Here is a 20880-nt window from a genome sequence, read left to right as displayed (position 1 = left end):
CACCCCGTTTCGGAGAACCCATGTCCGCAGTTCAATCAACGAATCCCGATCACAGCATCGCCGACGCCGCGCAACTCTTCGGCGACGACCCGCTGACCCGCCGCTTCGCGCCGGTTTTCGCGCGTATCGCCGAGGGCGCGGTCGAGCGCGAGCAGCATCGCGAACTCGCTTATGCGCCGGTGGAGTGGCTGCGCGAAGCGGGCTACACTAAACTGCGTGTACCCAAACAATACGGCGGCGAAGGCATCTCGCTCGCGCAGTTCTTCGCGCTGGTTACACGCCTCGGCGAAGCGGATTCGAATCTGCCGCAAATCCTGCGCGTGCATGGTGGTTTTATCGAATCGCTGCTGGAACAAGGCGACGAATCGTTGCGCGACCGTTGGCTCACGCGTGTTGCGCAAGGTCAGATCGTCGGTGGCGCGGTGTCCGAGCGCACCGGCGTCACCAACAACAGCGTGCGACTCACGACAACGGACGGCGCATGGCATCTGGATGGCGAGAAGTACTACACCACCGGCACGCTCTACGCGGACTGGGTCGACGTCACCGCGCACGACGGCCAGAGCGATGTGCGCGTGCTAGTCAAAGCCGACACGCCGGGCCTCGAACGCATCGACGATTGGGATGGTTTCGGGCAACGGCTCACGGGCAGCGGCACGGCGCGCTTCACCCACGTGCCGGTTTCGCTCGACAACCTCTACCGGCGCTATCACGCCTCCGAGCCGCGTCGCAATAGTTTGCTGACGGCTTACTACCAGGCGCTGCATGTCGCGAACCTCGCGGGCATAAGCCGTGCGGCGTTGCGCGACGCGGTCGCGTTCACGCAAGCCAAAACTCGCACGTTCGGTGTTCCGGGCGAATCGAGTCCGCGTGACAATCCGCTCGTGCATCGCGTGGTCGGGCGGCTCGCGAGCCTGGCTTACTCGACGCAGAGCATCAGCGCGTCGCTCGCGCGTGCCATCGACGACGTCTCGGTCGCGCGACAGGAAGGCCGCACCAACGAACAGACTTACATCAACCTCGACATCCAGACCTTCCAGGCGCAACAGATCGTCATCGAGCAGACGTTGCAGGCGGCGACGCTGCTATTCGAAGTGGGCGGCGCATCGGCGACCAGCGAGACGCACCGTTTCGATCGCTATTGGCGCAATGCCCGCGTGCTGGCGTCGCACAATCCCGCGATCATTCGCGAGGCCGCGATTGGTGATTTTTACCTGAACGGCAACGCGCATAACGAGCGCTTTGGTGTGGCGCGGGAAGCAGTGTCAGTGACCGAAGCAGCAACGGCAACGGCATAAGACCGCTGCCGCGCGGGTCGCCGGCTTCATGTGGCACAGTATCGTCAGATGCATGCGCTAAGCTTGCGCAACCGAACAGCCCTGACGAGCGACATGAAGAACTTGCCTGCCTACGAGCCGCCGGTCGACGAGAACCAGCTTCTGTTGAAATGGATCCGGCGCGCGCGCGAATCCCAGATGAGCCATTACGACATGGCCGATCTGCTGTCGGCGCGCGACCGCCAGGTCGGCTGGCTGGTGACCGCCTTGACCGCTTTCGTGGGCACGGCGGTGTTTGCATCGCTGAATTCGTCCGCGGTTTCGCCGGGACTCAGGATTTTCGTCGGCCTCGTGAGCGTGACGGCCGCGGTCTCCGCCGCACTGCAGACCTTCCTGCGCTACGCCGAGCGCGCGGAAAAGCATCGCGCGGCCGGCGCGCGCTATGGCGCGGTGCGCCGCAGGCTCGAAGCGATCTTCGCGGGCGATGCCGATGCGCGCGACGGCCACTACCTCACCGCAATCCGCGACGAACTCGACCGGCTCGCCGAAGATTCGCCCAACGTGCCGCCGCGCGTTTTCTACCGCACGCAGCGGACGCTGTCCGCGGGTCCGCAGCGCAACCGCGACGACTAATGCGTGATCGGATCGTCGTCAATGTTTTGTATCATGTGTAAATAGCCTTAACTGGAATGGGCACACATCGGATACAAGTACATTACGAATGCCGAACGTGCCGGCTTGTGTCTCTGTTCTTGCGCGTTGATGCGAAAGCGGTTTGGACGATTTTAAGCCCATTGCCGAAGGTATCCCAAAGACCGCCCAATCGAGCTTAAGCATCGCTTAAGCTCAAATGCCCCATCATTCATCACGCTGAAAATAGCCCGCTTCACCGGCGCCTATTTTTGTCAGCCAATCGAAATGCGACATTTGCACGTGAACATTTCGAATTTTTACATTTACCCGATTTTGAGTCTGCGCGCTTATGGTATTGTCCGGCCTGCGCTTGAATGCGCACGCCACACTCAATCGGGAAGCGTCACCGCTCCCTAGAAATAAATATCATGGAAGTTCAAAACGCCCGACGCTGGGCACCACGGGGAACGCGCGCCTGGCTTGCCGCCGCTGCCGCATTGGCGATTGCCAGCGGTGTGCGTCTGTTGCTCCATCCGTTCATCGGCCCATTTCTGCCGGGCTCCGCCTTTTGTATTGCGGCATCGCTAGTCGAGTATTTTTTCGGGCTGGCGCCGGCATTGACGGTCATGCTGCTCGGCTTGTGTATTGCCGACTATCTGTTCGTGCCGCCTTACGCGGACATTACCGTATTCGATCGAGCAGACCTGGCGCTGCTGATTTCCTATCCGCTCGTCACGCTGCTGGTGATCGTTCTGATCGAGCGTTTGCGGCGCTCGCAGTTTCGCGCGGAGCTCATTGCCTCGGTCGCGCAGTCGCGTTATGAAATGCTGCTGCGTCACGATAACGAACGCATGCTGGCACGGCGCGCCGCCGACGAAACACATCGGCTGCTGCGGCATCTGTCGCATCATCACAAGACCTTTATTTTCATTCAGGCGCTCGAGCGCAATGCATTGCAACCGGTGGACGACGTCAAGCCGCAAGGCGCACTGCCGCGTTTGCCCAATCAAATCGCGCCGGGCCCGCGCTTTGCCGATGCTGATCCCGACGACATTCAGCGGCTCAGCAAGGGGATGTGGCCGGGCAGCCATCGCGTGCGTATGAAAAGCGGCGACGGCGCCGCGAAGCTGACCGAATGCGTATGCGAGCGCTTCACGACGCACGCCGGCGACTTCCTCGTGCTGCGGATCGGAGCCTGAACCATGAGCCACCCGACCACCCAGCCGAGCGCGCTGTTCTTCCCCGGCGACGACCACGCCGTGCTGATGTTGCACGGCCTCTCAAGTTCGCCGCTCGAACTGCGGTTCCTCGCGCGCTTTCTCAACGCCGAAGGCTTCACCACCTGCGCGCCGCTGTTGCCCGGCTATAGCGCCGGTTCCAACGAAGCCGCGATGGAAACGTGGATCGAGGCCGCCGTGCGTGAGTATGATGCGCTGACCGCGCGTTTCGCGCGCGTGTCGATCTGCGGCTTATCGATCGGCGCGGCGTTGGCGCTCGCGCTGGCGCAGCGCCGCCCGCAGGCGCAGTCGCTCGTGCTGCTTTCGCTCACGCTCTCGTACGACGGCTGGGCCATCCCGTGGTATCGCTTCCTGCTCAACTGGGCGTACTACACGCCGCTGCGCAAGCGCTGGCGTTACCGCGAAGCCGCGCCGTTCGGGCTGCGCAACGAAGCGCTCCGGGCGAAGATCGCCCGCGCCATGCAGCGCAGCGACTTCAGCGAAGTCGGGCCGTCGACGATCTCCTTGCCCGCGTTGCACGAAGCGAGCCGCCTCGCGTCGAATGTGCGCACGCTGGTGCGCGACATCAAGACCGATTGCCTGATCGTCCATGCCATCGACGATGAAACGTCGAGCCCGCGCAATGCCCGCTTCGTCGCCAGACATATCGGCGCGGCCTTCTTGCGCACGATCTGGCTGGACGATTCGTATCACATGATTACGTCCGACAACGAACGCGAGATCGTCGCGCGCGAAACCGCGCTGTTTTTGCGCGAAAGCGAAGCCGCTCACAGCGGCGACGAAGGCGGCAAACAACCGGTCGTTTCGAAGGCGCTGGCGCGTCGCCTGAGGCAACTCGCAGCGCTCGGCAAGGAGCGCGTATGACGGCGCGCAAGCCTGTGAGGCCAACGCCGGTATCGTTGCTGCTCGCCGCGGCGCTGGGTCTTTCGGCGGCACAAACCGCTCGCGCGGACGACGCCGCTTCGACCGCGAATGCCGATGCCAGCACGAGCACCGCCGCCGACAGCAAATGGAAGATCGGCGTCGGCCCCGGCGTCGTGATAACGCCGAAATATCCGGGCTCGCGGCAGTTGAGCTACATCCCCTTCCCGGCGCTCGATATCTCTTACAACGACCGGTTCTTCTCACAAGGCCCGGACGTGCTCGGCGTGAATGTGCTGCGCGGTCCCGAGTATCACCTGGGCGCCGCGCTGAGTTTCGATTTCCAGTCGCGCAAGGAGTCGGACGATCCGCGCCTGCACGGTCTCGGCGACGTGGACGGCGGCCCCAAGCTGAAACTGTTCGCCGACTACACGTGGTGGGCGTTCACCGGCTCGGTCGCGTTGTATCAGGATATTGCCGGACATCATCAAGGGACGACGGTCACCACCGACTTGCTGGCGTCGGCGCCGGTGGGCGGCTGGCTGTTTTCAGTGGGTCCGGGTTTCACGTGGGCGAACGGCACGTATACGCGGACCTTCTTCGGCGTGTCGGACCAGCAAAGCGCCGCGTCGGGATTGCCCGCCTACAGCACGAGCGCAGGCGTGCGGGACATTCATATGAACGCGATGGTGACGGTTGATTTTTCGCGGCACTGGAATGGTTCGGTCGCCGCGACCTTCGGGCGTCTTCAACACGATGCGGCGAACAGCCCGATTACCGAAAAGCGCTTCGAACTCAATACGCTCGCTTCCGTGAACTACAAGTTCTAGGCTGGCCGCTTTCTCGCCTGTTACGCGTAACGTCACGCGCAACAGGCCATGCGAACGTCATTCGCCTGCTGTGAGATCGGCGGCATCGATGCCCAGTTCCTCCGCCATGCGACGCACCACGATCTGCAGCCGGCTCACTTCGTCGGCGAGACGCTTCTGTTCGGCCTTGACCGCTTCGAACGCGGACAGCGGCACCGAGTCGTCTTCATCGCCCGGCTGCGCCAATTCGCTCGCGCTCACTTCACCGCATAGCAGATGCGTCCAGCGGTTCTCGCGCTCGCCTGGCACGCGGGCGAGTTTTACGACCCGCGGCGGATCGTTGGCCGCGAGTTCGTCGAGAAATGCCTCGACCGACGAGATATCCGCGAAGCCATGCAGACGCGCGCTGTTCAGGCGCAACTCGGCCGCGGTTTGCGGACCACGCAGCAGCAAGGTGGTGAGCAACGCCGCCGACTGGCTCGGCAACCCCAGCACCCGATTCATGTTGTGCTCGAAACGTGGCACGCGGCTGCTGCTGCCTTCCATCACGAGGCTCAGCCGCTTCAATCCGTCGATGGCGGTCAGCACCTCGGCTTCGGTGGCGTTCATCACCGGCGCGCGGCCGGTTTTCTGGTTGCAGCCCAAGGTCAGCGCGTTCAGCGAGAGCGGATAGCTGTCCGGCACCGTGTGCTGCTTCTCGACGAGCACGCTGAGCACGCGTCCTTCAAGCAGGGTCAACGCACGGATCGAAGGACGGGAAGAAGCGTCGGGAGTGGAGTTCATAAATGATGTCGCGGCATGAGCCGCCGGGTCTCGTGGATGATGTGCTTGACCGCTGCACAGCCGGGCGGCGCTTTCTGGTTTGTGGGCACTATGATAAACGGCCCAGGCCGCGCAGGTGTACGAATCTCCGCTACTGCGCGACAGGCGTGAGGCCGCGTGGCAAGAGCCGAGCGGGCGCTGTCTGTGGATTCTCTCGAGCGTGACGCCACACTCGGCGCAAGCGTGATAGAAGCTCTGATCGAGCATGTCAGCCCGCCCGGTTGCGACACGTCGATGCGGCGCATGACCCGGCACTGGCAAGCGGTGTTGCTTGGGCGGCTGGACATCCGGCGCATTTTTTTCGCTGTTGACTGTTTTCCATATTCGAGATAATTTCCCTGATATGGAAAACACTCTCCCCGACGACAACGCCATCGACCGCCGCATCGCCCAGCGGCTGCGGGCGTTGCGCGCCGAGCGCAACTGGTCGCTCGACGATCTCGCCAAACTCAGCGGCGTCAGCCGCGCGACCTTGTCACGCCTCGAAAACGCCGCCGTGAGCCCGACGGCGAGCGTGCTCGGCAAGCTCTGCGTCGCGTACGGTCTGCCGATGTCACGCCTGATGCACATGGTCGAGGAAGACTTCGCGCCGCTCGTGCCACGCGGCGCCCAGCCGCTCTGGACCGACGCCAGCGTCGGCTTCCGGCGGCGCTCCGTGTCGCCGCCCGCGCAGGCGCTGAGCGGCGAGGTGCTGGAGTGCCAACTCGACGCGGGCGTGTGCATCACCTACGACGCGTCGCCGCGGCCTGGGCTCGAACATCATCTGATCCTGCTCGACGGACAACTGCGCATCACCGTCGACGGCCAGCGTCACGACCTGCAACCGGGCGACTGCCTGCGCTATCAGCTGTTCGGCCCCAGCGCTTTCGTGACGCCCGCGCATAGCGGCGCCCGCTACCTTCTCTTCATCGTGTGAGCCAGAGCATGAGCAAGACCACCATCACCACGTTCACCGCCGACGACCTCGTGCGTCATGTTCCCGAACTCGGCGCACTGCTGCGTGCCTGCGTGCATGACGGCGCCAGCGTCGGGTTTGTCATGCCCTGTGGCGTCGACGAGAGTGAATCGTTCTGGCGCGGCAACGTGCTGTCGTCGCTGCGTGCCGGTGGCTTGGTGTTGCTGGTCGCGCGTCAAGGCGAGACGATCGCCGGCACCGTGCAACTGGCCTACGACACGATGCCGAATCAGCGGCATCGCGCCGAGGTGCGCAAGCTGCTGGTTCATCCAGGCTTCCGCCGCCGGGGCATCGCGCGGTTGCTGATGACGGAACTCGAACGCCATGCGCATGGATTGCAGCGCAGCCTCCTCACGCTCGACACCCGCACTGGCGACCACGCGGAGCCGCTTTATACCGGACTGGGTTATCGGACAGCCGGCGTGATCCCCGGCTACGCTCGTGGCACGCATAGCCACGAGTTCGACGCGACCACGATCATGTACAAGGCGCAGTGACGAGCCTGCAAATCGGTCGCTACGCCTCAAGCCGGCCGTGAATACTTGAACGTGCCCTGCCCGCTGGCGATCAGCAGCTTGCCGTCCACCCAGGCCTCGCCGCGCGAGAAGAAAATCGAACGGCCCGCGCGCTCCAGAAAACCCTTCGCGGTGACGGACTCGCCGAGTCCCTTGTCGAGATAGTTGGTGGTCAGCGAGAGCGTGAAAGCATGCCGCGCCGGGGCGCCGCTTGCTGCGAAGAGTCCCGCATAGCCCGCCGCCGCATCGAGCAGCGTCGCGATGGCGCCGCCTTGCAGCACGCCCTGGCGATTGAGCTTGCTGGCATCGATCGGCATGAGCAGTTCGGCGTAGCCATCGCGCCATTGCGTGAGACGAACGCCGAGCGATTCGAGAAACGGGTTGTCGATGGGAAAGTCGGACATGGGCGGGCCTTTGTGTTCGAGATAAGAGATGCGCGGGCGCGGGTAGTGCACGGCCGATCATGAGCAGCGCGTTGATGCTCTGCGGGGCGCTGTTCAACGGCTGGGTGTTCAGGTCGCGCAACGGATAGCGCGCATCGAGACAGCTCAGCGACGCGAATCGAGCGCGATGCGTACCGCGAGTCCGGCGAGCACCGTGCCCATCAGCCAGCGTTGCACCAGCAGCCACACCGGCCGGCCGCCGAGAAACACGGCGATCGAACCCGCCATGCTCGCGATCAGCGCATTGACCGTCACGCTAATGACGATCTGCACGCAGCCAAGCGCGACGGACTGCGAGAGCACACTGCCGTGCCCCGGCGAAATGAACTGCGGCAGCAGCGACAGGTACATCACCGCGATCTTCGGATTCGCGAGGTTGGTGACGAGGCCCATCGTGAAGAGCTTGCGGCGGCTGTCGTGCGGCAGATCGCGCAACTGGAACGGCGAACGGCCACCCGGCTTGACCGCCTGCCACGCCAGATACAGCAGATAGAGCGCGCCCCCGAAGCGCAACGCGTCGTACGCGTACGGCACCGTCAACAGCAGCGCGGTAATGCCGAACGCGGCGCAGAACATGTAGAACACGAAGCCGAGCGCGACGCCGCCGAGCGATATGAGACCCGCGCGCCGCCCCTGACAGAGCGATCGCGAGATCAGATAGATCATGTTCGGCCCCGGCGTGAGCACCATGCCGAGCGAGATCAGACCGAAGGCGAGCAGTGTTGTGAAGGCGGGCACGTCATTCTCCTCTTTGAACTGGAAGTCTTGGAAGTCGGGCAGTGCCGCACAATATAGCCGATGCGAGCGATTTCAGCCTTGCAGCCGGGCTTGAAAAATCCGCATCGAAGCATGAGCCGCATTCATCCGCGGGCGCGCAGTGTCTGACCGCCGCTTGCGCAGTGCATCGCAGGAAAGACTTGCGGCGGAATTTTTTGAACGGTATTGTCGAGCCGTTCTGCAATGCAGCGCGGGAGAGATCGTCAGACGTTCGTGACGACGCCGACGGAGCAACCGCCCCGGAAACTCTCAGGCAAAAGGACCGCGCAGCAGGAACATCTGGAGAGCGGCGCATTGGCGAATGCCTATGCGCCCACCGAAGGGGATTCCCCGCACACGGCTCGCATCGGGCCCGGCTGGCGTGGGGAAGAAACTCTCAGGTACATGGACAGATGGGGCATCGACGCCGGTTTCGACACGAAATCGACACCGGTGATGCTCAACTACTCTGGACCATGTCATGTCACGAATCGCCATCATCGGCGCCGGCATTACCGGCGTCACGACCGCTCACGCCCTCGCTCTGCGCGGCCACCACGTCACCGTCTTCGAGCGCCATCGCTATGCGGCGATGGAGACCTCGTTCGCCAACGGCGGCCAGTTGTCCGCCAGCAATGCCGAAGTCTGGAACAGCGCGGCCACCGTCATGAAAGGCCTGCGCTGGATGCTCACACGCGACGCCCCGCTGCTGCTCAATCCCACACCGAACTGGCACAAGTACTCGTGGATGGGCGAATTCCTGCGCCAGATTCCGCACTACCGGGCGAACACCGTCGAAACCGTGCGGCTCGCGATCACCGCGCGCGAGCATCTGTTTTCGATCGCCGAGACCGAGGGCATCGACTTTGATCTGGAGCGGCGCGGCATTCTGCACATCTACAAGTCCCGCAAGGAATTCGATGCCGCGAGCAAGGTGAACGAACTGCTGCGCGAAGGCGGGCTCGACCGCAATCCGGTCACGACGAGCGAACTGCATGGCATCGAGCCCACGCTGCACGGCGATTTTTACGGCGGCTTCTTCACGCCGTCCGATTCGACCGGCGATATTCACAAGTTCACGCGCGGGCTCGCTGAGGCGTGCGTGCGGCACGACGTCGAGTTTCATTACGACGCGCAGATCACGTCGATCGAGCAGCCTGCCGAGGGCCGCTTTACGTTGACGGTCGATCTCGAAGGCGAGTCGCAGCGGTTCGCGTTCGAGCGGATCGTCGTGTGCGCGGGCGTGAAGAGCAGGGATTTCGCGTCGATGCTGGGCGACCACGTGAACATTTACCCCGTCAAAGGTTATTCGATCACGGTCTGTCTCGACGACGAACTCAGCCAGCAGCGCGCGCCGTGGGTGAGCCTGCTTGACGACAGCGCGAAGATCGTCACGAGCCGCCTCGGCGTGGATCGCTTTCGCGTGGCCGGCACGGCGGAGATCAACGGCTTCAACCGCGATATCCGTTCGGACCGGATCGCGCCGCTGGTGGACTGGACGCGGCGTCATTTCCCCGAGGTGTCGACCTCGCGCGTGATTCCGTGGGCGGGCTTGCGGCCGATGCTGCCGAGCATGTTGCCCAAGGTGGGCCGTGGCAAACGGCGCGGTGTGTTCTACAACACCGGGCATGGACATCTCGGTTGGACGTTGTCGGCCGCGACGGCGCAGGTGCTGGCGGGGGCGATTCAGTAGCGCTTGCTGACAGCGTTCTGCGGGCGGCGGTAGCCCGAGGTCACGGCAGCCGCCGCCGAATGCAAAATTCGCCACTTCTGCTAGTGTTCTCCCCATACGTATCAGCGCAGCGGAGAAACCCATGCCTCACGCCCGAGCAGAGAAACACAAGGCAGACAGCGCACGTCTGAGCGATGCGCAGATCGCCGCGGAGGCGACGCGGCGTCTCGCCTGGGACGCCGCGGTCCCCGAACACGCCGTGAAAGTCCACGTCTCGCGCGGCCGCATTACGCTGCGTGGCGAGTTGCAACGCGATCAGCAACGCACTGCGGCGCTCGAAGACGTGACGCGCCTGTTCGGTGTAACTGGCGTATCGGATCACACCGTCGTCAAGGCTAAATGAAGGTCAGTCTGCCTGCGTTTGCCGCAACAGCGTGCGGCAATGCCGCGCAATCTGCTTTTCCTCTTCGGTGTGAATCGCTCTCACCTTGCCTGCCGGATCGCTTTCCGTCAGCCCCATGAAAGCGAGCCCGTCGCAGACGCGCTTGCGAATCTCCTGGCTGTGTTCGCCGATGCCGCCGGTAAACACCAGCATATCGATTCCGCCCAGCAGCGCCGCATAGCCGCCGATCGTCTTGCGCACAGCGGTCGCAAACGCGTCGAGCGCCAGCGACGCATTCGCATCGCCCGCGGCGGCGCGTTTTTCCAGCGCCTGCATATCGCTTTCGCCGTCCGCGTAACCGGCGAGGCCGCTCTGGCGATTCAGCAGCGTCTCCAATGCGCCGGCATCGAGCTTCTCCACGCGCATCAGATACAGCAGCACGCCCGGGTCGAGATCGCCGCTGCGCGTGCCCATCGGCACGCCGCCGGTCGGCGTCAAACCCATCGACGTATCGATCGATTGGCCGTCGCGCAACGCGCACACACTCGAACCGTTGCCGAGATGCGCGAACACCGCGCGCGCCGGCAAGTCGGCGCCGAGCCGCGTCACCAGCGATTCGTACGACAGCCCGTGAAAACCGTAGCGCATCACACCGGCTTCCGCATAACGGCGCGGCAACGCAAGGTGCGCCGCGCGCGGCGGCAGCGTGGCGTGAAACGCCGTGTCGAAACAGGCGAAATGCGGCGCGTCGCCGAAAATCTTCTCCGCCTCGTCGATTAACGCAAGCGCCGGCGGAATATGCAGCGGCGCGAAGTGCACGGCATCATGCAATTGACGGCGCACGTCGGCGGTAATGCGCTGATGCGTGCGCAAATGCGGTCCGCCATGCACCACCCGATGCCCCACCGCCGAAGGCCGCGCATGGTGCTGTTCCGTGAGCACCTGCGCGAGCTTTTGCAACGCGTCGATCTGCGATTCGAGCACGCGCTCCTGCTGCACCAGCACGCGGCCATCGGGCGCCTTGATCCGCAAACTGCCGTCGTCGCGCCCGATGCCTTCCGCGCTGCCTTCCAGCAATAGGGATTCGTCATCGCCCGCATGCCGGAACAGCCCGAACTTCAGCGACGACGAACCGCTGTTCAACACCAGAATCGTTTGATCCTGCGTGGAGTCTTGAGTGTGCATGGTCATGCCTCGCTCAGCCTTTCCACGTCCAGTTGCGGATTTCTTCCTTATCGATGCCCTCGGCATGCGCATAAGCCAGATGCTCGATGATCTGGCCACGCAGCCATTCCTTCGCATGGTCACCGACACCGCGCAGCTTCGGCACGCGATCGATCACGTCGATCGCCAGCGAAAAACGATCGACCTGGTTGATGATCGCGAGTTCGAGCGGCGTGTTGATGTTGCCCTTCTCGTGGTAGCCGTGCACATGCAGGTTGTCGTGGTTCGTGCGGCTATAGGTCAGCTTGTGCACCAGCGACGCATACGAGTGGAAGTTGAAAATCACCGGCTTGGTCGCGGTAAACAATGAATCGAAATCGCGGTTGGACAGGCCGTGCGGATGCGCATGCTCGGGCATCAGCCGGAACAGGTCGACCACGTTGACAAAGCGGATCTTCAGGTCGGCGAACTGCTCCTTCAGAATCTGCACGGCGGCGAGCGCCTCCATGGTCGCGATGTCGCCCGCGCAGGCCATCACCACGTCGGGCTCGACGCCCTGGTCCGTCGACGCCCAGTCCCAGATGCCGATGCCCTTGGTGCAATGCGTGACCGCCGCGTCCATGTCGAGATACTGCAGATGCGGCTGCTTGTCGGCGACGATCACGTTGACGTAATCGCGCGAACGCAAGCAATGATCACCGACGCTCAACAGGCAGTTCGCGTCCGGCGGCAGATAAATGCGCACCACGTCCGGGCTTTTATTCGTGACGACATCCAGAAAGCCGGGGTCCTGGTGCGTGAAGCCGTTGTGATCCTGACGCCAGACGAGCGACGTGATCAGCAGGTTGATCGACGGCACCGGCTGACGCCAGCCGAGATCGCGCTTGGCTTTCTCCAGCCACTTGGCGTGCTGGTTGAACATCGAATCGATCACGTGGACGAACGCCTCGTAGGTGGCGAACAGACCGTGGCGGCCGGTCAGCACGTAGCCTTCGAACCAGCCTTCGAGCGTGTGTTCGCTGAGCATTTCCATCACGCGGCCGTCCACCGCGAGTTCGCCGCCGTCCGCGTCGCTCGGCTCGGTTTGCGCGAGCCAGGTTTTTTCCGACGCTTCATAGATCGCGGTCAGCTTGTTGCTCGAAGTCTCGTCGGGGCCGAACACGCGGAAGTTCGTCATGTTGTTGCGCATCACGTCGCGCAGGAACTTGCCGAGCACCTCGGTCGGCGATATGTACGAGCCGCCTGGCTTTTTCACCACCACTGCGTAATCGCGAAACGGCGGCATGTCAAGCGTCTTGCAGAGCAGACCGCCGTTCGCATGCGGATTGGCGCTGATGCGGCGCGCGCCTTCGGGCGCGAGTTCGCGCAGTTCTTTCACGAGGCGCCCTGCTTCGTCGAACAGCGTTTCGGGCTCGTAGCTGCGCAGCCAACTCTCGACCAGCTTCAGGCTTTTGCTGTTGGTCACCGGATCGGGCACGGGCACCTGATGCGCGCGCCACGAGCCTTCCACCTTGTGTCCGTCGACTTCCTTCGGACCGGTCCAGCCTTTGGGCGAACGCAGCACGATCATCGGCCAGCGCGGTCGTGAGGCGTCGTTGCTCTCACGCGCATGCTGCTGGATCGCGCGGATTTCGCCGACGCATTGTTCGAGCGTCGCGGCCATCTGCTGATGCATGACGGCGGGATCGTCGCCTTCGACGAAATACGGTTTGTGGCCGTAGCCGGTTAGCAGCGCTTCGAGTTCCTCGCGGGGAATGCGCGCGAGAATGGTCGGATTAGCAATTTTGTAGCCGTTCAGATGCAGCACCGGCAACACCGCGCCGTCGCGGATCGGATTGAGGAATTTGTTCGAATGCCACGAAGTGGCGAGCGGACCGGTTTCCGCTTCGCCATCGCCGATCATAACGGCGACGATCAGATCGGGATTGTCGAACGCGGCGCCGTAGCCATGCGAGAGGCTATAGCCGAGTTCGCCGCCTTCGTGGATCGAGCCGGGCGTCTCCGGTGTGCAATGCGAACCGATGCCGCCGGGAAACGAGAACTGCCGGAAGAAGCGCTGCATGCCGGCTAAGTCCTGGCTGCGGTCGGGATAGATTTCCGAGTAGTGCCCTTCCAGATAACAATTGGCCAGCGTGGCCGGTGCGCCATGACCGGGACCGGCCACGTAGATCACATTCAGATCGAGCTTTTTGATCAGCCGGTTCAGATGCACGAGCAGGAAACTTTGCCCCGGGTCCGAGCCCCAGTGGCCCAGCAGGCGGTTCTTGATGTGTTCGGGCTTCAGCGGTTCGCGCAGCAGCGGATTGTCGCGCAGATAGATCATGCCGCCCGAGAGGTAGTTGCAGGCCCGCCAGTAGCGATCCATGTTGCGTAATGTGTCGGCGTCCAGCGTTTGCGGCGGCGTGGGATGAGAGGTTGCTTCGGCCATGGCGTCACTCCTTGAAAAGGACTGTCAGGCAGGTTGGCGAATGCGGCAACGATGGTTCACGAGGTGGCCGGCGCGAAAGAAATCCGCGAGACCGGCCATCCTGTCATGCGGATGACATAACGAAAGCGTACGGACAAAGGCCCGTGACAGCGGGCTCTAGCAGCCTTGCCGGATGATCGTCAGTGTGACAGGAAGCGCGCCGCATGGTTCGACACAATCGTCCAAAGCTTGATCCAACCGCGACTTCGCGACAGCGGCAACCGTCGGCCTCACGCCGCATGCGCTAGACTTCAAGCGCATTTAAGTGAATGCCTTTAAGCTCCTGATGCCGCATGCGCGACGGCGGACCGCATCTGGCGCATCCCGCTTTGCTCGCCCCTTACCTGAACGCTCAATCATGCCGACACCCAGCCGCCTCAAAGCGCCGTTGATCCTCGTTCTGACATTCGTGTTCCTGTTTGCGGGTGTCGCCATTCTGATCGGCGTGTTCGGTTTGCTGGTCAAGCTGTTCGGTCACGCCTGAGCGCCGCCGCGTGGGCGTCGCCGGCGCAAAATGTGTATCCTGAGCAATCTTCCCGGCGCCTTCACGCAGGGTCTCCTGCTTTCCCGAGACCTGGGGCGCCTGGCTTCATTGCAAGGAGATTCCATTGACGGACCACGCTGATACTTCCCCGCCGTCCGGCCAGCCGATCGATCCGGAGTTGCTCGAACTGGCGCATCAAGTTTTCGACCTCGCGCGGAGCGGCGACGCCGCCATGCTCGCGGCGGTGATCGAAAAAGGCGTTCCACCGAATCTGCGCAACGACAAAGGTGACAGCCTCATCATGCTCGCCAGCTACCACGGTCACGTGGATGCCGTGCGCACGCTGCTCGAACGCGGCGCCGATCCGAATCTGCGTAACGACAACGGACAAACGCCGATTGCGGGCGCGGCATTCAAGGGCTTCGACAAGGTCGTCGAAACCTTGCTCGCGCATGGCGCGGATGTGGAAGGCGCGTCGCCGGACGGACGCACCGCGTTGATGATTGCCGCGATGTTCAATCGCACGGCGATCATGGAGTTGCTGATTGCGCATGGCGCGGACCCGAAGGCCCGCGATGCGAACGGCGTGACGGCAATGGATGCAGCCGGCCGCATGGGCGCCGGCGATGCGCAAGCGCGCCTGAAGGAACTCGGTTCATAAAGCGAACCGTCATTGGCCCGCGGCGCTCTCGCTCTCCCTGTGCATGACACGTACATGGGGACGCGCAAAGCGCCGCGAACCGCTAGCCTTTCTCAGCCAACAAAGACTCCACGTCGATCTCCGCCAACTCCCCGATCCGCTCCACCGTCACATCCGCCGGCGGATTACTGGCGATCTCTTTCGGATCGAATGCATAGTGCCCCTGGCGGGGAAACACCGTCGTCAGTTTGGCGCCCCACGCCTTTTTCATGGCCGTGAGAATGCGCAGCTTGTCGTCGACCATCACATAGTGGCGCGCGGGATAACACTCCATCACCTGATCGAGCATCAACTCTTTGTGGATGTAGATCAGCACGCGCCCTCCGACCTCGTCCCATAGCCCCGAGCGGGCGATCTTGCGCGGCTGGAACACCACGTCGCCGTCGGAGAGGATCACCGTGGGGCCGCGCTCGCCCACATGCCGGAGCGCATCCAGCGCGCCCGGATACAGGCGGTTCGCAAACGGATACTCGATCAGGAACGACGACATCAACAGCAGCCGCGTGTCCCGTGGACGCTCCGAGCGATACCGCTGCAGCGCGCCCAGATAGTCGGCGTAGCCAAGCTCGGCGCGCAGGTTCTCGAAGATTTCCCAGTACCGCGCGCTGTTCTCCGCGCCGAACTCGCGCGTCATGTGAGCGCGCAGATCCGACAGCACGTGGTCGTTGTCGAGCAAGGTGTTATCGCAGTCGAACAGAAACACGACGTCGTGCGGCGTAGAGGTAGTGGCTGGCATCGCGGCTCCCTGGAATCAGCTTTTCGGCGTATCGGACGGTGTGGCCGATTTCTCGGCGTGGCCACCGAAATCATTCCGCATGGCCGAGAGCACCCGGTTCGCGAAATCCGCCTCGCCGCGCGAACTAAAACGCGCAAACAGCGCCGCGCTCAGCACCGGCGTAGGCACGCCCTCGTCGATGGCGGCCGCCACGGTCCAGCGCCCCTCGCCCGAATCGGATACGCGTCCTGCGTAGTTCTTCAGATCGACGTCGCTGACGAGCGACCCGGCGATCAGATCGAGCAACCAGGAACTGATCACGCTGCCGCGCCGCCAGACCTCGGTGACGTCGGCGAGATTCAGATCGTATTGATACAGCTCGGGACGGCGCAGCGGAGAAGTTTCCGCATCGACTTCGCGCGCATGCTTGCCGGCGTCCGCGTGATGCAGGATGTTCAAGCCCTCGGCATACGCGGCCATCATGCCGTACTCGATGCCGTTGTGGACCATCTTGACGAAGTGCCCCGCGCCCTGCGGCCCGCAATGCAGGAAGCCCTGCTCCGCGGTGCTCGCTCCGGCGGTACGGCCGGGTGTGGCCGGCTCTGAGCCTGCACCCGGCGCGAGCGTCGCGAAAATCGGTTCGAGCCGCTTCACGATCTCCGGCTCGCCACCGATCATCAGACAGTAGCCGCGCTCGCGGCCCGCCACGCCGCCGCTGGTGCCGACGTCCACATAGTGAAGCTTGCGCCCGGCCAGCTCAGTGCCGCGGCGGATGTCGTCGTGATAGTAGGAGTTGCCGCCGTCGATCACGATATCGCCCGGCTCCAGCAAGGGCACGAGTTTCTCCAACGTCATGTCGACCACGGCGGCCGGCACCATCAGCCACACGGCGCGCGGCTTGTCGAGTTGCGCGACGAGGTCTTCCAGCGATGCCGCGCCCGCCACGCCGTCCTGTTTCAGCTTCTCGACCGCCGCCGGCTGCACGTCGTAGGCGATACAGTGCTGACCGCCCTTCGTCAGGCGCCGCACCATGTCGGCGCCCATGCGCCCCAATCCAATCATGCCTAGCTGCATATCTCGCTCCGGAAAGTGCCTCGTTGCGCTGCTGGATGTGCTTCGGTGATTTGCTTCGTTCTACTGCGGCTATGCTGCGTTTTCGCTGAGCGCTTCAGTCGCGGCGCCAAGGATCGCATGTGGCTACGCTTACTGTAGTGATGTTTTTTCGCGTGCGCCGGGCACACGGTAGCAGCCCTGAATCGCTCTTGCAGCGAAGCGGGCATCGCCGCATGCATCGAAAGACGATACGCCCTTTTGCAGAGGTTTTGCGCGGCGTAAAGTTCCTGGCGGTTGGGGTTGGGGGTGGGCTGGGTTGCCAGGCATGGCTCGCACAGGCTTCGATTCCGCTGACTGCCTTCTTACAGTTCGTTTTGCCGTTGGCGGCGGCGCGTCTAGCGCTGTCGCTGCCGTGCCTGGAGCTTGCCATATTGCGAACGCGCAAAACGCTTTACGGCATTCCACATCAACGGATAGCGATCGCCCGGCACGGCGAATAGCACCAGCGCGCACAGCGCCAGCAAGCCGCAGAACAGAAACGTGCCACGATAACTGAACGCCTGCACCAGCAAACCCGACAACACGCCCGAGAGAATCGAGCCGACGCGCGCCGCGTTGAAGAAGAGCGCGGTGGCGCGGCCGGGCGCGTGCGGCATCAGGTCCTGCACATAGGTCATGCCGAGGCACGAGGTCACGGCGACCACGAAGGCGTTGAGCATTTGCATCGGGATCAGCACGTGGACAGTCCCCGCCAGCGACATGCCGACGAAATACACCGCGTGCACGGCGGCGCAGGCGGCCAGCCAGTTGGGCTTGTGCAGCGCCGACGACTTCGCGCCGAGCGCGAGCATCATCGGGATCTCCATCAAGGCGCCGAGGCCGAGCATCACCGACACGTCCAGATGCGTGCCGTTCAGCCCGTGCACGATGTAAAGCGGCAGCACGATCATGGTCGCGTTCGCGGCGAGGCCGAGCAAGGTGAGCGCGGCGACCGCGCGGCCGATGTCGTTGGCCGAGGCGACGCCCGGCAAATCTTCGTGCGCCTCTTCGCCGGGCGTGGTCAGCGGCGGCACGGTGATCGACGCCGACGGCTCCGACGCGGTGTCTTCCACCGTGTGATCGCCGAGATGGCCTTGCGGCTCGCGCATGCGCCAGACGATCGTCGCGCAGGCGCCGAAACTGGCGGCGGCGAACAGGAAGAGCCCGTAAAAGCTGCTGGCGGCGAGCACCAGCGCGCCCACCGACGGCCCGAACACCCATGCCGCCGACAGAATGGTCCGCAAGGTCGCACTGGCGAAAACGCGTTCCTCCGGGTCCGATACGGGCAAGGCCGCGCGGCTGAACGAGAACACCATCGAAATGGCCGAGCCGCCCGCGCCGATAAAGACGATCCCGACCACCAGCAGCAGCCGGTAGTCACGCACGACGCATAAACACAGATAACCGAGCGCCGCCGCGATCAGCGCGGCCAGCAGCAAGGGCCGGTGCCGTCCGCTCGCGTCGCTCCAGCGGCCCGCGAAGGTGCTGGCGAGCACCCCGCTCGCCGCGATCAGCGTCATGAAGATGCCGAGCCTGAACGGCGTCATGCCGGCGCGCTCGACGCCGAACAGGGAGAGATAGGGAGCGGTGAACGACATCGCCACACCGAGCATGAGCGTCGCGGCGGCGAGCGGCTTGAAGCCGGGAATGCGCAGTAGATCGAAAAAACGTGAGGTTTTTAACACGAGGGGCGGTGAGTCAGGGAAAGCGAGCTTGCGACGCGCAATGCACGCCGCACACTTCGTGGCCGGAACGACCGGGGCATTATCGGCCTAGCTCGCGGGCGCGTAAACCCGCACCACCGCATCCCAAAATTGCAGACCGCACCGTTGCCGCACAACTGACGGCGTGGAGCACGCTACTTGCCGTCCGTTGCGCGCATTTGCTGCGCTTGCGCCTTGTAGTCGTAGGTCGGATAAAACTCGGTGCGATAGCCGCCCCACGCGGTCGTTTCGATCGCCCGGTTGACTTCGCGCAGACGGCTCGCCGGCACGCGTAGCGTGACCACCTGGCCGATGCCCATCATTACGTACCACGACACCACTTCGATGCCGGGCGGCGGAAAGGTCTTGAAGAATCCTTGTGCGCGCAACTGGTCGTTGATCTTCGGCAGCGGTTTAGACTCGTCGTGACGCAGGAAGATGGTGAGCAGGAAGGTGTCGTCGGGCGCTGACGCGGCGGATGTTGCAGGTGCGGTGGCGCTCGAAGCGCCGGGTGCGCTGGTCATCCCCGCGCCCGGCGCTGCGCTCGGGTCGGCGCCATGCGCAAGCGGCGCGATACCGAGCGACACGGCCAGCGCCACGCCAGCCAGGCTGCGGCGCAGCGGGTTGGACAACACGGCGGAACGGCGTGCAGCAACTGCATTGGGCATGGGATGCCTCCATGACGCATTGGGAACAGGTTCGACGATGCGTTTCGTTTTGGTTGTTTTGATGCGCGTAGGCGCGGCGTGTGGCCAGCAATATCTGCTCCCGCGCAGCGATCTTCGGCGGCGCATTACAGGCCGTGCTACAGCACGACGTAGCCGCGCTTCTCCAATGTCCACCGATGCCACTGATTGCCATACATCCCGCAAGCGATGCCGAACAGCACCGAGAGCACCAGTCCGATCAGGTCGGCCGTTTCGCCCCACAGGCCCGAGCAGAACAGCAAAAGATTGATCGCCAGCATGACGAAAGCGGCAAACCACATTTTCTTCGACAACGCCCACACGAAGCCCAGCAGACACGCGCCCCAACTGAAACCGGTGGCCACCGCGACGGTTTCGTCCTTGCCGGGATACCGCAGATAAATCCTTTCGCCCATTTCTTTCCTTTCCGACCTCGATGATTCGCCGCCTTCCGGCGACACCGGACGATGTTTAACACGCCATGCCGGCAAGAATATGAGTTTGCGTGAAATTCACACCGCCGCGCACCAAGCCGCGCCGCGCATTACGGCGAGGCCACGCTCACTGACGATTCCGGGGATAGCTGCTACTCTTGGCAAATCCACCCGCAGGGGACGCCACGACGGCGCATACCCCTCCCTGCACAGGTTAAACCGCTCCGGAGCACGCATGGCAACCCAGACAGCCTATTCTTCCAAAGCCCCCTCGCGAGCCCAACTCGACGCCCTGCCGGGCGCCACCCTCGTCGAATTCGGCACGGACTGGTGCGGCTACTGCCAGGGCGCGCGAGCGTCGATTGCCCAGGCCCTCGAACCGCACGACGGCCTCAGGCATCTGAAGATCGAAGACGGCCCGGGCCGGCCGCTCGGCCGCTCGTTCAAGGTCAAACACTGGCCCACGCTGATCCTGATGCGCGACGGCACGGAAGTCGCGCGCGTGGTCCGCCCGGCCAACGCCGCGGCAATCGCGGACGTTCTCACGTCGCTCTGAGGTCGAGCAGCGCACGCCACGTTCTATGCGCCGCGCCATCTCAACCCGACACTGATCATGCGACAAGCCATCCATCACCTGAGCGTCAAGGCCCGGAGTCGCGGCCTCGTCGAATTCACCGACGAAGCGCGCCGCTTCGTCGTCGCGCAGGCCATCGATACTGGCCTGCTGACGCTGTTTTGCCGGCATACGTCCGCTTCATTGCTGATTCAGGAGAATGCCGACCCTTCGGTGCAGCGCGATCTGGAGCGCTACTTCGCGAGCCTCGCGCCCGAAGACGCCGAGCGCTACGAGCACGACGCCGAGGGCCTGGACGACATGCCGGCGCATTTGCGCACCGCGCTCACGCAAGTGCAATTGTCGGTACCGGTCGAACACGGGCAGATGGTGCTCGGCACGTGGCAGGGCTTGTATCTGTTCGAGCATCGCCGCCACACGCAGCATCGGGACATCGTGCTGCATCTGATCGGCGAATGACGGCGCGGTCCATTGCCCCCGAAGATCGATCGAGGACAA

Annotated in this window: 23 protein-coding genes and 1 riboswitch; of the genes, 13 read left to right on the top strand and 10 right to left on the bottom strand. The window is 63.6% G+C overall.

The annotated features are described in order from the left end of the window. The first annotated feature begins 20 nt into the window (after positions 1-20). The 5 genes from HF916_RS19245 to HF916_RS19225 all read left to right on the top strand — a co-directional run bounded on the left by HF916_RS19245 (position 21) and on the right by HF916_RS19225 (position 4839). A complete protein-coding gene (locus HF916_RS19245; RefSeq protein ID WP_168790446.1) occupies positions 21-1298 on the top strand; it encodes an acyl-CoA dehydrogenase family protein in 1278 nt (425 codons plus the stop codon). Positions 1299-1391: 93 nt separating this feature from the next. Then, positions 1392-1910, top strand: a complete 519-nt coding sequence (locus tag HF916_RS19240) for an SLATT domain-containing protein (RefSeq protein ID WP_168790445.1) — start codon at positions 1392-1394, stop codon at positions 1908-1910. Positions 1911-2338: 428 nt separating this feature from the next. Then, a complete protein-coding gene (locus tag HF916_RS19235) occupies positions 2339-3109 on the top strand; it encodes a DUF4118 domain-containing protein (RefSeq protein ID WP_168790444.1) in 771 nt (256 codons plus the stop codon). A 3-nt stretch (positions 3110-3112) separates the two neighbouring features. Next, positions 3113-4012 carry an alpha/beta hydrolase gene (locus HF916_RS19230; protein ID WP_168790443.1) on the top strand — a complete coding sequence of 300 codons (900 nt, stop codon included), beginning with the start codon at positions 3113-3115 and terminating at the stop codon, positions 4010-4012. Continuing rightward, the gene (locus tag HF916_RS19225) at positions 4009-4839 is read left to right on the top strand and encodes a MipA/OmpV family protein (protein ID WP_206001913.1); all 831 of its coding nucleotides are present in this window, start codon (positions 4009-4011) and stop codon (positions 4837-4839) included. The genes HF916_RS19230 and HF916_RS19225 overlap by 4 nt, the downstream gene beginning before the upstream one ends. Positions 4840-4896: 57 nt before the next feature. Here the strand turns inward: HF916_RS19225 and HF916_RS19220 are convergent, their stop codons facing one another. Next, positions 4897-5601: a YceH family protein gene (locus HF916_RS19220; protein WP_168790442.1), complete on the bottom strand. Its 705-nt coding sequence runs from the start codon at positions 5599-5601 to the stop codon at positions 4897-4899. A gap of 382 nt (positions 5602-5983) precedes the next feature. Between HF916_RS19220 and HF916_RS19215 the strand changes: the two genes are divergently transcribed. Further along, positions 5984-6556 (top strand): helix-turn-helix domain-containing protein, encoded by a 573-nt coding sequence (locus HF916_RS19215; protein ID WP_168790441.1) that lies wholly within the window; start codon positions 5984-5986, stop codon positions 6554-6556. An 8-nt stretch (positions 6557-6564) separates the two neighbouring features. Beyond that, entirely contained in the window at positions 6565-7092 is a 528-nt protein-coding gene (locus HF916_RS19210; protein WP_168790440.1) for a GNAT family N-acetyltransferase, read from the top strand. Positions 7093-7118: 26 nt separating this feature from the next. Here the strand turns inward: HF916_RS19210 and HF916_RS19205 are convergent, their stop codons facing one another. After that, positions 7119-7514 (bottom strand): PaaI family thioesterase, encoded by a 396-nt coding sequence (locus HF916_RS19205; protein ID WP_168790439.1) that lies wholly within the window; start codon positions 7512-7514, stop codon positions 7119-7121. Positions 7515-7658: 144 nt separating this feature from the next. After that, positions 7659-8291, bottom strand: coding sequence for a LysE family translocator (locus HF916_RS19200; RefSeq protein WP_168790438.1), 633 nt, complete (start codon positions 8289-8291; stop codon positions 7659-7661). Between the two features lie 220 nt (positions 8292-8511). Next, positions 8512-8605: riboswitch (glycine riboswitch) on the top strand. A gap of 185 nt (positions 8606-8790) precedes the next feature. Between HF916_RS19200 and HF916_RS19195 the strand changes: the two genes are divergently transcribed. After that, positions 8791-10002, top strand: coding sequence for a D-amino acid dehydrogenase (locus HF916_RS19195; RefSeq protein WP_168790437.1), 1212 nt, complete (start codon positions 8791-8793; stop codon positions 10000-10002). Between the two features lie 121 nt (positions 10003-10123). Next, positions 10124-10384, top strand: coding sequence for a BON domain-containing protein (locus tag HF916_RS19190; RefSeq protein ID WP_168790436.1), 261 nt, complete (start codon positions 10124-10126; stop codon positions 10382-10384). Positions 10385-10387: 3 nt separating this feature from the next. Here the strand turns inward: HF916_RS19190 and HF916_RS19185 are convergent, their stop codons facing one another. Beyond that, entirely contained in the window at positions 10388-11548 is a 1161-nt protein-coding gene (locus HF916_RS19185) for an acetate/propionate family kinase (protein WP_168792069.1), read from the bottom strand. 13 nt (positions 11549-11561) lie between these two features. Beyond that, positions 11562-13955 (bottom strand): phosphoketolase family protein, encoded by a 2394-nt coding sequence (locus HF916_RS19180; RefSeq protein WP_168790435.1) that lies wholly within the window; start codon positions 13953-13955, stop codon positions 11562-11564. Positions 13956-14352: 397 nt separating this feature from the next. On the opposite strand from HF916_RS19180, the gene HF916_RS51520 reads away from it, so the two are divergent. Further along, positions 14353-14478, top strand: coding sequence for a hypothetical protein (locus tag HF916_RS51520; protein WP_277352290.1), 126 nt, complete (start codon positions 14353-14355; stop codon positions 14476-14478). Positions 14479-14602: 124 nt separating this feature from the next. Next, positions 14603-15139, top strand: a complete 537-nt coding sequence (locus tag HF916_RS19175; RefSeq protein WP_168790434.1) for an ankyrin repeat domain-containing protein — start codon at positions 14603-14605, stop codon at positions 15137-15139. An 82-nt stretch (positions 15140-15221) separates the two neighbouring features. Here the strand turns inward: HF916_RS19175 and HF916_RS19170 are convergent, their stop codons facing one another. The 5 genes from HF916_RS19170 to HF916_RS19150 form a co-directional block, all read right to left on the bottom strand. Next, positions 15222-15914, bottom strand: a complete 693-nt coding sequence (locus tag HF916_RS19170) for an HAD family hydrolase (protein ID WP_168790433.1) — start codon at positions 15912-15914, stop codon at positions 15222-15224. Positions 15915-15929: 15 nt separating this feature from the next. Next, positions 15930-16967 carry a phosphogluconate dehydrogenase (NAD(+)-dependent, decarboxylating) gene (gene gnd, locus HF916_RS19165; RefSeq protein ID WP_168790432.1) on the bottom strand — a complete coding sequence of 346 codons (1038 nt, stop codon included), beginning with the start codon at positions 16965-16967 and terminating at the stop codon, positions 15930-15932. A 374-nt stretch (positions 16968-17341) separates the two neighbouring features. After that, the gene (locus HF916_RS19160; protein WP_168790431.1) at positions 17342-18670 is read right to left on the bottom strand and encodes a sugar efflux transporter; all 1329 of its coding nucleotides are present in this window, start codon (positions 18668-18670) and stop codon (positions 17342-17344) included. A gap of 173 nt (positions 18671-18843) precedes the next feature. Beyond that, positions 18844-19356: a hypothetical protein gene (locus tag HF916_RS19155; RefSeq protein WP_168790430.1), complete on the bottom strand. Its 513-nt coding sequence runs from the start codon at positions 19354-19356 to the stop codon at positions 18844-18846. A 137-nt stretch (positions 19357-19493) separates the two neighbouring features. Next, on the bottom strand, positions 19494-19790 hold the full coding sequence (locus HF916_RS19150) for a DUF2628 domain-containing protein (RefSeq protein WP_168790429.1): 297 nt from the start codon (positions 19788-19790) through the stop codon (positions 19494-19496). Positions 19791-20043: 253 nt separating this feature from the next. Between HF916_RS19150 and HF916_RS19145 the strand changes: the two genes are divergently transcribed. After that, on the top strand, positions 20044-20364 hold the full coding sequence (locus HF916_RS19145) for a thioredoxin family protein (RefSeq protein ID WP_168790428.1): 321 nt from the start codon (positions 20044-20046) through the stop codon (positions 20362-20364). A gap of 57 nt (positions 20365-20421) precedes the next feature. After that, positions 20422-20841, top strand: a complete 420-nt coding sequence (locus tag HF916_RS19140) for a secondary thiamine-phosphate synthase enzyme YjbQ (RefSeq protein ID WP_168790427.1) — start codon at positions 20422-20424, stop codon at positions 20839-20841. The last annotated feature ends 39 nt before the right edge of the window (positions 20842-20880 follow it).

This window comes from Paraburkholderia aromaticivorans (genome assembly GCF_012689525.1).
Taxonomy (GTDB): Bacteria; Pseudomonadota; Gammaproteobacteria; order Burkholderiales; family Burkholderiaceae; genus Paraburkholderia; species Paraburkholderia aromaticivorans_A.
Note: the sequence above shows the minus strand (reverse complement) of the source record. Positions and strands in the feature narration are given on the sequence as shown.